Below are 14162 nucleotides of genomic sequence, written 5' to 3'. Positions count from 1 at the left end.
ATCGCAGCCCCCATTCCCCGCGGCCTTTCGGTGAGAGGAAATGCGTTCGGATCCGGTCGTCCGGGGAGTTGAACGAGCCGCTCCGCCGCATTGTCGGTGCGATCAAGGTGATCCGAGACGCGCAGAAGGTTCGACTGCAGACCCGTCCGTTTTCGATATTATCTTCCGAAATTCCTCAGTTTACGGCGCGAACGGCCAAGCCGTTTCTCTACGTTGAGCGCAGTCCAGACGGATGGATCATCTGCGAGCCCGGCGACGTCGTCCGCGCTCATCGCTCCGACGACTGCATCGCGCGAGGCGCACTCCACCAATGCCCCACGATGATCTCTTCGCTCGTTGAAAGGCTCTGCGCATGAACGGTCGGCCGGTCTTCCTGTTCAACTCCACCGCGGAACGCGCGGCGGTGTTTCGCGAGGCCTTCGCGCGCGACCTCCCGGACGTCATCTTCGCGGACAATGCGGCGGCGGTCGATCCGGACGACGTGCGCTACCTCATCACCTGGAAGATCCCGGCCGACCTCGATCGCTACCGCCGATTGGAAGTCATCTTCTCGATCGGCGCGGGCGTGGATCAGTTCGACGGCGCGGGCCTTCCGGCCGGCATCGCGGTGGTGCGCATGGTCGAAGACGGCATCGTGCGCATGATGCAGGAATATGTCGCGCTCTCGGTGCTGGCGCTGCATCGCGACTGGCCCGCCTATGCCATGCAGCAGAGCGAAGCGGTCTGGCGGCCTTTGCCTGCTGTGCAGGCCAGCGCACGGCGCATCGGCTTCCTGGGTCTCGGCATGTTGGCGCAGGCGGCGATGGACCGGCTCGCGCCGTTCGGCTTCGCATTGGCCGGCTGGAGCCGTTCGCCGCGCACCATCGCAGGCGTCGAGACCTTCCACGGCGCTGCGCAGCTGTCGGGCTTCCTGGCGCGAACCGACATCCTGGTGTGCCTGCTGCCGCTGACGGCGGAGACGCGTGGTCTGCTCAATGCCGAGTTATTTGCCCGCCTGCCGCAGGGAGCCGCACTGGTGCAAGCCGGTCGCGGTCCGCAGCTCGACACGGCTGCGCTGCTCTCCGCGCTCGATCGAGGACAGCTGTCGGCAGCCGTGCTCGACGTCACCGATCCCGAACCTCTGCCCGCCGATCATCCGCTCTGGCGCCACCCCAAGGTGGTAATCACCCCGCATGTGGCGAGCGTCACGCAGCCTCAGACGGCGGCGCACGCCGTGATCGACAACATCCGCCGCCACCGCGACGGCCAGCCGATGATCGGCCTGGTCGATCGCGCGCGCGGATACTGATCTCTCAAACCCAGCCTGGAGTCACGCATGTCGCTTCTCATCCCGATCGACCCAGATCCGAAGTTCACGCCGAAGGACGGGCTTCCCCTGCCCGAGCGGCTGATCTCCGGTTCGCCGAAATTCAAGACCTGGAGCCAGGATGAATCGCGCGGCGAGATGATCAAGACGGGCGTCTGGGAAGCGACGCCCGGCGAGACCCACTCGATCAAGGGCACGACCTTCGAGTTCTGCCACATCCTGTCGGGCCTGATCGAGATCGAAGAGACAGGCGGCAAGACCTTCACGTTCCGCGCCGGCGACAGCTTTGCGATGAAGCCCGGCTTCGTCGGCATCTGGCGCACCATCGAGACCGTCCGCAAGATCTACGTCTGCGTCTACGAGTGACGCTCGCGGCCCGCGCGCGTGCCTGAGTTTTGAGGAAATCCATGAAGTCCTACACCATCGCCCTCGTCCCCGGCGACGGCATCGGCCCGGCCGTGGTCGACGCGGCCTGGCCCGTGCTAGAGCGCGCGGCGTCGCGTCGCGGCTTCGCGCTGGCCGCCACACGCTTTCCCTGGTCATGCGCGTTCTATCGCGAGACGGGCAAGATGATGCCGGTGGACGGCATCGACACGCTGCGCGGCTTCGACGCCATCTTCCTCGGCGCGGTGGGATGGCCGGCCGAGGTGCCCGATGCGGTCTCGCTGCACGGGCTGCTGCTGCCGATCCGCAAGGCGTTCACCCAATATGCCAACATCCGCCCGCACCGCCTGCTGCCGGGAGTCGATGGCCCGCTGCGCAAGACGAGCTTCGACATCCTGTGCATCCGGGAGAACACCGAGGGCGAGTATGCGGGCGCTGGCGGCCGGGTGCATGTCGGCACGCCCGACGAGGTGGCGGTGGAGACCGCGATCTTCACCCGGCACGGCGTCGAACGCATCCTGCGATTTGGCTTCGAGCAGGCCAGGACCCGAAGCGGACGGCTCGCCTCGGTCACGAAGTCCAACGCCCAGAAGCACTCGATGGTGTTCTGGGATGAGATGACGCGCGCACTGGCGAAAGAATACCCGGACGTGGAGGTCACCTCCTACCACATCGATGCGATGGCGGCCCGCATGGTCAGCGCGCCGGAAACGCTCGACGTCGTGGTCGCCTCCAATCTGTTCGGCGACATTCTCACCGATCTCGGCGCCGCCATCCAGGGCGGGCTCGGCTTCGCCGCGTCGGCCAACATCAATCCCGAGCGCACCGCGCCTTCGATGTTCGAGCCGGTGCACGGTTCGGCGCCGGACATCGCGCGGCTCGGCATTGCCAATCCGATCGCCACCATCTGGTCCGGGGCGATGATGCTCGAGCACCTGGGCGAGCGCGAGGCCGCCGCCGACGTGATGCGGGCCATCGAGGCCACCACGGCCCGCGGCATCGGCGCACAGCCTGGCCGGGACAAGACGGATGCCATCGCCAACGCCGTTCTCACGGCGCTCGGCTAGGGGAAACGTGAAAACCGGCTTCGCGACACGATCATGCTCCAACAACGAGGACAATGAGATCATGGAGTTGAAGGACCACGGCCTGTTGCGCTCGCAGGGCCTGATCGGCGGCCGCTGGCAGGACGCGGCGTCGGGCGGGACAATCGACGTGCTGGACCCTGCCACGCAGGCCATCATCGGCACTGTGCCAGACATGGGCGAAGCCGAGACGGAGGCCGCGATCGCGGCCGCGGGGCGCGCCTTCGCGTCCTGGAAGCGAAAGACGCATGCCGAGCGCGCCGCCCTGATCGAGGCCTGGCATGCGCTGATGCTGCAGCACGAGGAGGACCTGGCACGCATCCTCACCGCCGAGCAGGGCAAGCCGCTGCCGGAGGCGCGGGCGGAAATCCGCTACGGCGCCGGCTTCGTGAAATGGTTTGCAGAAGAAGCACGGCGGATCGGCGGCACGACCATCCCCTCGCCGACGCCCGATCGTCGTATCATCGTCTTGAAGGAAGCCGTCGGCGTCTGCGGCATCATCACGCCGTGGAATTTCCCGAACGCGATGATCACCCGCAAGATTGCGCCCGCGCTCGCGGCCGGCTGCACGGTGGTGATCAAGCCCTCGGAGTTCACGCCCTACTCGGCGCTGGCACTGGGCGTGCTCGCCGAGCGCGCCGGCATTCCGGCCGGCGTCATCAACATCGTCACGGGAATGCCGGCCGGAATCGGCAAGGCGCTGCTGGCGAGCGAGGTCGTGCGCAAGATCTCCTTCACGGGATCGACGAAGGTCGGCGCGCTCCTGATGCGCGGCGCGGCCGACAGCATCAAGCGGTTGAGCCTCGAGCTCGGCGGCAACGCGCCCTTCATCGTTTTCGACGACGCGGACCTCGACCTCGCCATCGAGGGCGTCGTCGCCTCGAAATTCCGCAACGGCGGCCAGACCTGCGTGTGCGCCAACCGCATCCTGGTCCAGGCGGGTGTGTACGACGCCTTCGCCGAACGGCTCGCGAGCCGCGTGAAGGCCATGAAGGTCGGCCCGGGCACCGCCGAAGGCGTGGCCATCGGTCCGATGATCAATCGTGCGGCGATCGACAAGATCGAGCGGCATGTTGCCGATGCCAAGGCGAAGGGCGGCCGGATCCTCGCGGAAAGCGCCGACATGCCCTCCGGCGCACAATATGCCCGTCCGGTCGTGATCGGCGACGCGACCACGGAGATGCTGCTCGCGTCCGAGGAAACGTTCGGCCCAGTCGCACCGCTGTTCCGCTTCAGCACCGAGGAGGAAGCCATCGCGATCGCCAATGGCACGCCCTTCGGTCTCGCCGCCTATTTCTACACCGAGGGGCTGTCGCGCGCCTGGCGCGTCGGCGAGGCGCTGGAATTCGGGATGGTCGGTCTCAACACCGGAGCCATCTCCACCGAGGTCGCGCCGTTCGGCGGCGTCAAGCAGTCCGGTCTCGGGCGCGAGGGCTCCTCGCTCGGCATCGAAGAATATCTCGAAGTGAAGACGTTCCACATCGCGGGCCTCAGGCCGAGCGCCTGACGCCCCGCTCGCATCCTGGGGGGCGCCCCGCCCCCTCCAGCTCGGCCGCATCGCGACGAGCACGGATGCGGCCCATTACAGGAGAAGTCCCATGCTGCCGAACTCGCTGGTCGAACTGGATCGCGCCCATCTCATCCACCCCGTGGCGTCCTATCGCGGCCATGAGCAGGCCGGCGTCCGCGTGCTGAAGACCGGCCGCGGCGCCACCGTCACCGACGCCGCCGGCCGCGAGCTGATCGACGGCTTCGCCGGCCTCTGGTGTGTCAACGCCGGCTACGGCCAGGACAAGATCATCGAGGCGGCGACGCGCCAGCTGCGCGAGCTGCCCTATGCGACCGGCTATTTCGGGCTCGGCTCGGAGCCGGCGATCCGGCTCGCCGCGGCACTGGCCGAACGGGCGCCCGGCGATCTCAACCACATCTACTTCACGCTCGGCGGATCGGATGCGGTGGATTCGACCGTGCGCTTCATCCGCTTCTACTATCATGCCCTGGGCAAGCCCCAGAAGGATCAGTTCATTTCGGTGATGCAGGGCTATCACGGATCGTCGACCACGGGCGCGGGCCTGACGGCGCTTCCGGCCTTCCATGCAGGCTTCGGCGTGCCGTTCGACTGGCAGCACAAGATCCCCTCTCATTACAGCTACCGCAACCCGGTCGGCAGCGATCCGCAGGAGATCATCAAGGCGTCGGTTGCGGCGCTGCGTGCTAAGGTGGAGGAGCTGGGGCCGGAGCGCGTCGCCGCCTTCTATGTCGAGCCGATCCAGGGATCGGGCGGCGTGCTGGTGCCGCCGTCGGGCTGGCTCAAGGCCATGCGGGATACCTGCCGAGAGCTGGACATCCTGTTCGTGGCCGACGAGGTGATCACCGGCTTCGGACGCACCGGTCCGCTATTCGCCTGCGAGGACGACGGCATCGTTCCCGATCTGATGACGGTCGCCAAGGGACTGACCTCGGGCTATTGCCCGATGGGCGCGGTGTTCCTCTCCGACCGCGTCTATGAAACGATTGCCGATGGCGCCGGAGCATCTGCGGTCGGACACGGCTATACCTATTCCGCCCACCCAGTCAGCGCGGCCGTCGGGCTCGCCTGCCTCGATCTTTATGAGAACGGGCTCCTGGAGAATGGCCGCCGCGTCGGACAGCGGCTGATGGCGGGGCTGCGCGGTCTTGCAGATCATCCTCTCGTCGGTGAGGTGCGCGGGCGCGGCATGCTTGCGGCGGTGGAGCTCGTCACGAACAAGGAGAAGAAGACGCCGCTTCCGGCGGCGGCCGAGCCAGGACGGCGCATCTTCGACCGCGCCTGGGACAACGGCCTCGTCGTGCGCGCCTTTCCAAACGGCGTCCTCGGCTATGCGCCGCCGCTCTGTTGTACGGATGACGACATCGACCGCATCATCGATCGCACCCGCCGCACATTGGACGAGACGCTCGCCGATGCTGATGTGCGAGAGGCCATGACAGGCTGAACTCATGCAAGGCTGAATCATTCGCCGTCGTCCCAGACGATCCCCGGGACGACGGCGAAAGCTGAAACGCAACGCCTCGCCGCGCACTGTCGAACGTCGCGTTCGGCGCTGCAGCTCAGTTGAACGAGTGGCTGGCCAAGCCATAGACGATCGGGTTGCCCGCGACCTCGTTCAGGAACGGGCGTCCCTTCCACATGGACGTGACGGCCTCGCCAGCGACGAGCCCGCTGCGGGTGAGAAATTCAGCAAAGGCGCCTTGCGAGCGTGTATCGACGCGGGCGAATCGACCTTGCAGCGCTTCCATATGGACCGCCGCGAGGTGGATGGCATCCGCGTCATTGGACGCGACGATCGGACCGATGACGTGCCCGCGACCGAACTCGCGGCACATGGAGTAGCCGACGATCCGGTCGTGGCGCCGGAGCACGCGCAAGGTCGACACCTCGGCCAAAAGCCTGAGAAGACGCTCCCGATCGACACCAAAGGCGGCCAGATCGAGAGGCATGATCTCGCGGATCGACTCCGCGGTCAGTCCTTCGATCCGACCGTCCAGATGCGGCAGCGAGCGCCCGTCCCACGAAACCTCACCATCGTAGAGCTGAACGACGCCTTCCTTCGTGAAGCCCAGAGAATGGTAGAGCCCATAGGCCGCCTTGGTCGCGTTGAGGCTGAGGCGGCGAGATCCGCATTGAGAGAAGACGTGGTCCATCAGCCAGCGGCCGCCACCCTGCGCCTGCGTGCGCGGCACCGTGATCACGAGGCCGATCGTGGCGAAGTCAGCTCCATGAGGAAACCACATCGCGCTTCCGAAGACACGCCCGATGCCGTCGACAGCCACGATGCCTTTGCCGGCCCGGCGCATGAGCTCGATGTCGTTGGGTCGATGCGGCCAGCCGACGCTGAGGGTGAGCGCGTGGAGCAGGTTGACATCGACGTCGGCGATGTCCTGCGGAAACAACTCGAAAGATTTGAGGCGGACGGAGTCTTGCATCGTCAGATCGCCTTATCGCCGTCGATGGATGAAGCCAGGAGAGACGTCGGCATACCTGATCATCTCCAAGAAACACACGAAAAACAATCAGGCATGGGCAGCCGGCCCCGATGCGTCAGAGTTCGCCTTCCTTTACATCATTTCCGGCCGCTTGATGCGCGATCCGTCCGAAAAGCGGGTGAGCCGATAGGCATTGATGTCGATGAACGGCGTCTCGTTCATCGCGAGCTCGCTCGCCAGCCGCCCCGCTCCCGGTCCGAGCGCAAAGCCGTGGCCGCTGAAGCCGGTGGCGATGGTCAGACCGCGGACCTCATCCATGGTGTCCACGACCGGCACGAGGTCCGGCGAGGTGTCGATCAGCCCGGCCCAGGACGCGGCAACCCCGATGCCTTTCAACGCCGGGAAGTCCGACACCAGATTGCGGATGGCCCGATCGACCAGATCCTTCTGCGGGACCGGATCCATGATGCGGATCTTCTCGAATGGCGAAGTCTCGTCGAAATCCCAGCTGCCCCAGGCGTCCGGACCGTTCCAGAGCATGCTGTTGAGCCGGTAGGTCATCTTCTTCCCGATCTTGGCGCGCATCATCTCGCGAAACTTGGTCGCGTAGCGCAAGCCCTGCGGCGCGAGGTTGATGACGCCATGACCCGGCACGGCGATCGTGTAGGAGCCGTCGATGCGCCGCCTCAGCGCATATCCCGCGCCGTAGACACACGCCGCATCGACGATGTCGGGAGCAGGCGTCGTCCGCAGCGCCGTCCCGTCGATATTGGCCACGGGCAAATCGATCCCGTGCCGGCGCAGAAAGCGCGAGCTCCAGGCGCCGCCCGCCAGCACCACGGCGTCGGCGCGGATCAGCCCGCGCTCCGTCCACACGCCCTTGACCTGACCGTTGGCGATGTCGAGACCGCGCGCGGCGCAGTTCTGGTGCACGAAGGCGCCAAGTGCCTTGGCGCCCTCGGCGATCGCGGGCGCGGCCATGCCCGGCTCCGCGCAACCATCGGTCGGCGACCAGATGCCACCGAGCCATTTGTTGGTGCTGCCCTTCATCCGCTCCTGGGCCTGGGCTGCGGTCAGGCTCTCGTTATGGAAGCCCATGAGCCTGGCCTGCTGGCTCCACTTCTCCCAGCGGGCCAGCTCGCTCGGATCCTGCGTGGCGTAGAGAATGCCGGCGCGGCGGAAGCCGAGGTCGGCGCCGAGCTCGGTGTGCAGCTCGCCCCAGCGCTTCAAGCTGTGCATCGCGAGCGGCAGCTCGTGGAGGTCACGGTTCTGCTGGCGCACCCAGCCCCAGTTGCGGCCCGACTGCTCGCCCGCCACGATGCCCTTCTCGATCAGCGCGACGGACACCTTCTTGCGCGCCAGTTCATAGGCCGTCGACGTGCCGACGATGCCCGCGCCGATCACGACCACATCGACCTGCTTGGGAAAGTCGGCGCTGTTGTGCACCGGTTGAACGACGATGGGCATAGCGAGTGTCTTTCGATCAAAGTGCCGTCGCTGACGGCGCGGTGTAATGAGCTGACCGCCGGCGCTGCGGGGGCGCCGGCAGGCGTCGTGTCCGGCGTTTCTATTTGTGGTCGCCGCGGACGTCGAAGGCGTCGCGCAAGCCGTCGCCGATGAAGTTGAAGCTCGCGACGGCGATGGTGATGGCCGCGCCAGGGATGATGGCGAGCCACGGCGCGCTGCCCAGATAGCGCTGCGCGCCGTCGAGCATGTTTCCCCAGCTCGGCAGCGGCGGCTGGATCCCATAGCCGAGGAAGCTGATATAGGCCTCCATCAGGATGGCGCGCGCGACAGTCAGCGTCGCGGCGACGATGATCGGCCCGATCGCGTTTGGCAGGATCTCGCGAAACATGATGTGCGTCCCGCTGAGGCCGAGCATGCGCCCGGCCTGCACGAACTCGCGTTCGCGCAAGGAGCGGACCTCGGTCTCGACGATGCGCGCCACCTCCATCCAGCTCGTGGCGGCAATGACGACGGTGATCATCATCGCGCTCGGCTTCAGTGCGGCGGCGAGCGCCAGCACCAGAAAGATCGAGGGAAATGACAGGAAGCCGTCAACCGTGCGCATCAGCACCGCGCCGATCCAGCCGCCGCGATAGCCCGCGATCACGCCGACCAGGGTGCCGATGATGGTCGACAGCAGCATGGCGGCGAAGCCCACCGCCAGAGAGATGCGCCCGGCCATGAACAGCCGCGCGGCCATATCGCGCCCGAGCGGATCGGTGCCGAGATAGTGAGACCCGGTCATTGGCGGCGCGAAGCGCGCACGCAGATCGATGCTGAGCGACGTGTAGGGCAGCAGGCTCGGCCCGATCACGCAGGCCAGCACGAGAAGCACGATCAGCGCCAAGCCGAACAGGGCAAGATGATTGGCCATGAACCGGCGTGTCGTTCGGCCGCGCCACCAAGGCTGCCGGGCGTGATGCGGGGCTGTGGCGGTCGTCATGACGGCTGGTTCCATCTCTGTGGCGGTGGACGACATGGTCAGGCCAGCCGGATGCGAGGATCGACGAGGGCGACGGTGATATCGGCGAGAAGATTGCTCACGATCACGAGAATCGCCGAGAACATCAGCAGCCCCATCACGACCGGATAGTCGCTGTAGCCGAGACTATCGAGGAACAGCCGGCCCATGCCGGGCCAGGTGAAGACCGTCTCGGTCACGAGCGCTCCGGTCAGCACGCTGGGCAGCTGGATACCCGCCAGCGTGATCATCGGCAGCAGCGCGTTACCCACGACGTGCTTCATCAGGATGCGCCGCTCGCTCAGGCCTTTGGCGCGGGCTGTATTGACGAAATCCTGGTGGATGACGTCGAGCGTCGCCGAGCGCATGTAGCGGCTCCAGATGGCGACGTGCACCAGCGCGAGCACGGCGCTCGGCATGATGAGGTGGTGAAGGTAGTCGAGGATCGACTCGTCGCCGACCGTGTACATGTTGCCCGCGGGCAGCCATCCCAGCCGAAGCGAAAACACGTAGATGCCGATCAGCCCGAACCAGAACGTCGGGATCGACAGTGCCACCATGGCGGCCACGGTCGCTGCGTGGTCGAACAGCGAGCCGCGATGCGTCGCGCTGCGAATGCCGATCCAGCCACCGATGGCCACGGCCAGGACGGTGGACGAGCCCATCAGCAGGAAGGTCGCCCAGAGATGGCGGCCAATGACCTGAAGAACCGGAGTCCGGTCGCGAAAGGAATGGCCCCAGTCGCCATGGACCAGCCGGAAGGCCCAGTCGAGGTACTGGACGTAGAGAGGACGGTTGAGACCGAGCTGCTCCTTCAGGCGGGCGAGGTCTTCCTGGGTCATGCTCGAGTCGAGCGAATACTGCGCCAGCGGACCGCCGGGAAAGAGATTCAGCACCGCGAAGCCGATCACGGACACGATCAGCAGCAGGACGAGGCTCTGCAGAAGCCGCTTGAGTAGAAAGCCGCGCATTTTTCGTTATCGCCCATGATGACGGCATCAGAAACAGGGTCCATCCGCCGTCAAGCGGCGGATGGAAAGGACTGTGAAGGTCTTCAGGATTTCCAGGACCAGGAGGCGACGTTCCAGGAGGCGGTGCGCGTGTTGGGATTGAACTTGAAGCCTTCCAGCTTCGATTTGCGCCCGAGGATGTTGGTATAGGAGAACACCGGCAGGAACGGCAGCTCCTCCCGGATGATCCGCTGCACCTGGCTGTAGATCTTGCGACGCTCCTCCTGATCGAAGGTGCTGCGTCCCTGCTTCAGGAGCTCGTCCACCTTCGGATTGGAATACTGCATGACGTTCGACCCCTGGCCGCCGCGGGCCACGCTGGAGGTGGAGGCGAAGCGGTTGGTGACATCGGGATCGGACGCAATCAGGAAGGTGACGCCGGAAAGGCCCGTGTCGAACTGGGACTTCGTCCAGAAGTCGCCCCACATGACGGCAGGCGGCAGGTTCGAGATGGTCATCTCGACGCCGATCTCGCGGAAGATCTGCTGCATGAACTGCTGCATCTGCTCGCGCAGATGATTGCCCGCCGTCGTCGAATTGGCAAAGGACAGGCGCACGCCGCCCTTGGCGCGAATGCCGTCTGCACCGGGCACCCAGCCGGCGTCATCGAGGATCTTGCGCGCGGCATTCAGGTTGAAGTCCTGAACCGGCAAGGTCCGGTCATAGTAATAGGATTGCGGCGGCATGAACGATTCGGTCACGGTGCCGACGCCGTAATAGATGGTATCGATGATCGATTTGCGGTCGAGGGCCGCGTAGAGCGCCTTGCGCACCGCCGGATCCTTGAACTGCGGCCGCTCGAGATTGAAGAAGATCCCCTCGACGGCCGATCCGGCCTCGAGATCGACCGTGCGGCCGGGCAGCTTCTTGGCTTCTTCGTAGTGGTCGGCGGTGATGTAGGCTTGATCCACCAGATCCACGTCGCCGCTCTGGAACTGGGTGTAGAGAACCGTCAGATCCGGGATGTACTTGAAGACGAGCTGATTGATGAACGGCCCCTGTCCGAAGTAGCTCGGATTGGCCACGAGCTCGACTCGATCGCCGGGAACGCGCTGCCCCCATTTGAAGGCGCCGGTGCCGACCGGCGCCTGACCGAAGGCCGTGATGTTCGGATCGGCCTCCTTCTCCAGGAGATGCTTGGGCACGATGAAGGTTTCGGCAAGGAAGGCGAGATAGGGAGCGAAGGCGCTTTCCATCCGCCAGGTGATTTCGGTCGGGGAGACCACTTTCAGGTCGCGGATCAGCGAGTGACCGCCGGTGCGCCAGGCTCGGAACTTCGGATTGACGATGAGCTCCAGCGTGAACTTCACGTCCTCGGCCGTGAACGGCGTGCCGTCGTGCCACTTCACGTCGTCGCGCAGGCGGATGCGCCAGAGCAGACCATCCTTCGAGATGCCGCCGTTCGCCTGGCTCGGCACCTCGACCGCGAGATTGGGCTGCATCACGCCATTGGGGTCGACGCGGATCAAGGCGTCGAACATCGAGAAGATCACCGCGTCGTCGACCTCGACATGGACCATCAGCGGATTGAAGGTGGTGGGCTCCTGCGAGACGCCGACCACCACGCGGCCCTTGGGCGCCTTCCCCTGCGCGAAGGCTTCGCCGCCCCGAAACTGCGGAGCGACGAAGGTCGCAAGTCCCCCTGCCGCCGTCAGGCGCAGGGCATCACGGCGTGAGTAGCGAGGCCGGGCGCTGGTCGTATCCGTCATGACGTCGTCTCTCCGTTCCAGATTGCGTTACGTTTGTCGGTTGAAGTGCTCGGATCAGGGGCAGGCGAGCGACCGGGTCAGGTCGGCTTCTCACCCGGAATGGCCGCCACGAGTTCGCGCGTGTAGGACGATTGCGGATTGAGGAAGATCTGGGACGGCGGCCCCTGCTCCACGATCCGCCCCTTCTGCATCACCGCGATCTGATCGCAGATCTGGCTGGCGACGCGCAGATCGTGCGTGATGAAGATCATCGACACGCCCGTCTCACGCTGGATCTGGTCGAGGAGCTTGAGGATCTGCGCCTGGATGGACACGTCGAGAGCGGACACCGCTTCGTCGGCGACGAGCAGCTTGGGCTTGAACATCAGGGCCCGCGCGATGCCGATGCGCTGGCGCTGGCCTCCGGAAAACTCGTGCGGATAACGGTCGAAGGCACCTGCATCGAGACCCACATGTGACAGAAGCTCCTTGGCCTCGGCTTGAGCCTGAGCCCGGGGCATCCCGTGCGCGACCGGCCCCACGGTCAGGATGTGGCCGATCGTGGCGCGCGGGTTGAGCGATGCGAAGGGGTCCTGGAAGATCATCTGGATCTTCGGCCGCAGCGGACGAAACTCCGCCTCCGAGAGCGCAGCGATGTCACGGCCCTCGAACAGGATCCTGCCGCCGTCGCAATCCTGCAGCTTGACCAGCAGACGGCCGAGCGAGGACTTGCCCGAGCCGCTTTCGCCGACGATCCCGAGCGTGCGGCCGGGACCGATGTCGAACGAGACGTCCTGCACGGCGGGGACCACGCGCTGGCTGCCCAACAGGGCACTGCCGCTCCGATAGGTCTTTGACAGCCCCTCGACTTTGAGGATCACGTCCTGCGATCCGCCTGCCACCGATGCACGGTCCTGGCCGGTGAGATTGGGCACAGCCGCGATGAGGCGCTGGGTGTAGGGGTGAGACGGCGACTTCAGCACTTCATTGGCACTGCCCTGCTCGACGATGCGGCCCTTCTCCATGACGACGACGCTGTCGGCGATCTCGGCGACGACTCCGAAGTCATGGGTGATGAACATGACGCTCATCCCCTTCCGCCGCTGAATGTCGCGGATGAGGTGCAGGATCTGCGCCTGGGTGGTCACATCGAGCGCGGTGGTCGGCTCGTCGGCGATCAGCACCTTCGGTTCGAGCGCGAGCGCCATCGCGATCATGACGCGCTGACGCTGTCCGCCCGACAGCCGGAACGGATACTGATCGTACATCAGCTGCGGGTTGGGAAGATTGACCTCCGTCAGCAGCTCGACGACGCGCTTGCGCTGCCAGTCCTTCGTCCCCACGTCATGCGCGGTCAGCACCTCCACAATCTGCTCGCCGACCGTCATCAGCGGGTTGAGGGCCGACAGCGGGTCCTGGAAGATCATCGAGACGACGCGGCCCCGCACCGAGCGCAGCGCTGCAGGTGCGGCGCCGATGATCGCCGTCCCCTCTGATCCACCGAGCTGAATGGCGCCGGCCGATACCGCGATCTTGCGCGGCAGGAGGCCCATGATGGTGTTGGCCGTGACCGACTTGCCTGAGCCGGATTCACCGACGATGCAAAGGATCTGGCCGTCGAGAAGATCGAACGTGATGTTCTCGACCGCGTGGCGCCGCTCCATGCCCCGCGGCAGATCGACTGTCAGCCCACGAACCGAAAGGGCCGGCGCCACGGTCCCAACGGTGTGCGATTGAGGCATCATCGATTTCTCTCAGCTCGAGCTAATAGATCGTCACAATGATGGGGTAGGAGACCCAAGCCAGGACGGACTGCCTAACTTGAGAGCGTCGCGTGAAGTGGTCGCCGGTCACGACGTCCAACCAGGATTTCGTGGCCCGTTCCGTCAAGTGTTGCGCGTCCATCACCACAAGAAACGCTGAATGGCGCGAGGGGCGCAGCATACTCGTCTGCGGGCCGGGCGCGTTTCGGTATTTTATCCTTCGATCGCTGGATTTTCCCGACTTCGGCGGCACCGCCACTCGAGTCGTCGGTGGATGTAGTAGTGGGCTACTCCGGCCCGGTCGCCGCCTTCGCAACTGCGTTGCCCAGCAAACCGGCAGCGGCGGCGTATTTGATGAGCAAGAGCGCGACGGCACACGCGACCGCAAGGTCTCGGTTGCGGTGCGAAGCGGTTCATCGCGTTTTTAGCGTCGCGGCCGATCGAAATTGCACGGCTTCGCTTCGGATCCGTACCGTTGATCACGCTCTCGGCC

General features: G+C 65.5%; 12 protein-coding genes. 6 read left to right on the top strand and 6 right to left on the bottom strand.

Annotated features, from left to right (window positions below; all coding sequences use genetic code 11):
* Window positions 1-352 precede the first annotated feature (352 nt).
* The 5 genes from ACQR1Y_RS09910 to ACQR1Y_RS09890 all read left to right on the top strand — a co-directional run bounded on the left by ACQR1Y_RS09910 (window position 353) and on the right by ACQR1Y_RS09890 (window position 5750).
* Window positions 353-1288 (top strand): 2-hydroxyacid dehydrogenase, encoded by a 936-nt coding sequence (locus tag ACQR1Y_RS09910; protein WP_434876120.1) that lies wholly within the window; start codon window positions 353-355, stop codon window positions 1286-1288.
* 27 nt (window positions 1289-1315) lie between these two features.
* Window positions 1316-1672, top strand: a complete 357-nt coding sequence (locus ACQR1Y_RS09905) for a cupin domain-containing protein (protein ID WP_434860099.1) — start codon at window positions 1316-1318, stop codon at window positions 1670-1672.
* Between the two features lie 41 nt (window positions 1673-1713).
* Window positions 1714-2757, top strand: a complete 1044-nt coding sequence (locus tag ACQR1Y_RS09900; RefSeq protein ID WP_434876121.1) for a tartrate dehydrogenase — start codon at window positions 1714-1716, stop codon at window positions 2755-2757.
* A gap of 58 nt (window positions 2758-2815) precedes the next feature.
* On the top strand, window positions 2816-4282 hold the full coding sequence (locus tag ACQR1Y_RS09895) for an NAD-dependent succinate-semialdehyde dehydrogenase (protein WP_434876334.1): 1467 nt from the start codon (window positions 2816-2818) through the stop codon (window positions 4280-4282).
* Window positions 4283-4373: 91 nt separating this feature from the next.
* Window positions 4374-5750: an aspartate aminotransferase family protein gene (locus ACQR1Y_RS09890; RefSeq protein ID WP_434876122.1), complete on the top strand. Its 1377-nt coding sequence runs from the start codon at window positions 4374-4376 to the stop codon at window positions 5748-5750.
* Window positions 5751-5865: 115 nt separating this feature from the next.
* Here ACQR1Y_RS09890 and ACQR1Y_RS09885 read toward each other — a convergent pair whose 3' ends face one another.
* The 6 genes from ACQR1Y_RS09885 to ACQR1Y_RS09860 form a co-directional block, all read right to left on the bottom strand.
* A complete protein-coding gene (locus ACQR1Y_RS09885; protein ID WP_434876123.1) occupies window positions 5866-6741 on the bottom strand; it encodes a GNAT family N-acetyltransferase in 876 nt (291 codons plus the stop codon).
* Window positions 6742-6873: 132 nt separating this feature from the next.
* Complete coding sequence (locus ACQR1Y_RS09880; protein ID WP_434876124.1) at window positions 6874-8208, bottom strand: NAD(P)/FAD-dependent oxidoreductase; 1335 nt, start codon at window positions 8206-8208, stop codon at window positions 6874-6876.
* A gap of 100 nt (window positions 8209-8308) precedes the next feature.
* The gene (locus ACQR1Y_RS09875) at window positions 8309-9190 is read right to left on the bottom strand and encodes an ABC transporter permease (protein ID WP_434876125.1); all 882 of its coding nucleotides are present in this window, start codon (window positions 9188-9190) and stop codon (window positions 8309-8311) included.
* 38 nt (window positions 9191-9228) lie between these two features.
* Entirely contained in the window at window positions 9229-10179 is a 951-nt protein-coding gene (locus tag ACQR1Y_RS09870) for an ABC transporter permease (RefSeq protein WP_434876126.1), read from the bottom strand.
* A gap of 83 nt (window positions 10180-10262) precedes the next feature.
* Window positions 10263-11927 carry a peptide ABC transporter substrate-binding protein gene (locus tag ACQR1Y_RS09865; RefSeq protein WP_434876127.1) on the bottom strand — a complete coding sequence of 555 codons (1665 nt, stop codon included), beginning with the start codon at window positions 11925-11927 and terminating at the stop codon, window positions 10263-10265.
* A gap of 77 nt (window positions 11928-12004) precedes the next feature.
* The gene (locus ACQR1Y_RS09860) at window positions 12005-13651 is read right to left on the bottom strand and encodes an ABC transporter ATP-binding protein (protein WP_434876128.1); all 1647 of its coding nucleotides are present in this window, start codon (window positions 13649-13651) and stop codon (window positions 12005-12007) included.
* A gap of 89 nt (window positions 13652-13740) precedes the next feature.
* On the opposite strand from ACQR1Y_RS09860, the gene ACQR1Y_RS09855 reads away from it, so the two are divergent.
* On the top strand, window positions 13741-14097 hold the full coding sequence (locus tag ACQR1Y_RS09855; RefSeq protein WP_434876129.1) for a hypothetical protein: 357 nt from the start codon (window positions 13741-13743) through the stop codon (window positions 14095-14097).
* Window positions 14098-14162 lie beyond the last annotated feature (65 nt).

The sequence above is a fragment of the Bradyrhizobium sp. HKCCYLRH3099 genome, assembly GCF_051167855.1.
GTDB lineage: Bacteria > Pseudomonadota > Alphaproteobacteria > Rhizobiales > Xanthobacteraceae > Bradyrhizobium.
The sequence above is the reverse complement of the archived record's forward strand: the minus strand, read 5'-3'. Positions and strand labels throughout refer to the sequence as shown.

What these genes read in the sequence shown, in the direction of transcription:
- ACQR1Y_RS09910 (WP_434876120.1), top strand. Translation starts at nt 353, where the DNA reads ATGAACGGTCGGCCGGTCTTCCTGTTCAACTCCACCGCGGAACGCGCG.
- ACQR1Y_RS09905 (WP_434860099.1), top strand. Translation starts at nt 1,316, where the DNA reads ATGTCGCTTCTCATCCCGATCGACCCAGATCCGAAGTTCACGCCGAAG.
- ACQR1Y_RS09900 (WP_434876121.1), top strand. Translation starts at nt 1,714, where the DNA reads ATGAAGTCCTACACCATCGCCCTCGTCCCCGGCGACGGCATCGGCCCG.
- ACQR1Y_RS09890 (WP_434876122.1), top strand. Translation starts at nt 4,374, where the DNA reads ATGCTGCCGAACTCGCTGGTCGAACTGGATCGCGCCCATCTCATCCAC.
- ACQR1Y_RS09885 (WP_434876123.1), bottom strand. Translation starts at nt 6,741, where the DNA reads ATGCAAGACTCCGTCCGCCTCAAATCTTTCGAGTTGTTTCCGCAGGAC.
- ACQR1Y_RS09880 (WP_434876124.1), bottom strand. Translation starts at nt 8,208, where the DNA reads ATGCCCATCGTCGTTCAACCGGTGCACAACAGCGCCGACTTTCCCAAG.
- ACQR1Y_RS09875 (WP_434876125.1), bottom strand. Translation starts at nt 9,190, where the DNA reads ATGACGACCGCCACAGCCCCGCATCACGCCCGGCAGCCTTGGTGGCGC.
- ACQR1Y_RS09870 (WP_434876126.1), bottom strand. Translation starts at nt 10,179, where the DNA reads ATGCGCGGCTTTCTACTCAAGCGGCTTCTGCAGAGCCTCGTCCTGCTG.
- ACQR1Y_RS09865 (WP_434876127.1), bottom strand. Translation starts at nt 11,927, where the DNA reads ATGACGGATACGACCAGCGCCCGGCCTCGCTACTCACGCCGTGATGCC.
- ACQR1Y_RS09860 (WP_434876128.1), bottom strand. Translation starts at nt 13,651, where the DNA reads ATGATGCCTCAATCGCACACCGTTGGGACCGTGGCGCCGGCCCTTTCG.